Below are 215 nucleotides of genomic sequence, written 5' to 3'. Positions count from 1 at the left end.
AGCAAGTATGATAACTCCAGATTTTGTTGGACAAACAATAGCAGTACATAATGGCCGCCAATTTGTTCCAGTTTATGTAACTGAAAACATGGTAGGACATAAGTTAGGAGAATTTTCACCAACAAGATCTTTTAGAGGTCATGCAGGTGCTAAAAATAAAGGTAAAAAGTAGTAAGCTATGGGAAGTCGTAAAAAACAAATGGCAGACGCTATTA

General features: G+C 35.8%; 1 protein-coding gene. It reads left to right on the top strand.

The window, feature by feature from the left end; all coding sequences use genetic code 11:
* Nucleotides 1-172: 30S ribosomal protein S19 (gene rpsS, locus FUA24_RS08015; RefSeq protein ID WP_246146992.1), on the top strand; the 172-nt coding region annotated here is incomplete at its 5' end.
* Nucleotides 173-215 lie beyond the last annotated feature (43 nt).

The organism is Seonamhaeicola marinus, assembly GCF_008085455.1.
The sequence above is the reverse complement of the archived record's forward strand: the minus strand, read 5'-3'. Positions and strand labels throughout refer to the sequence as shown.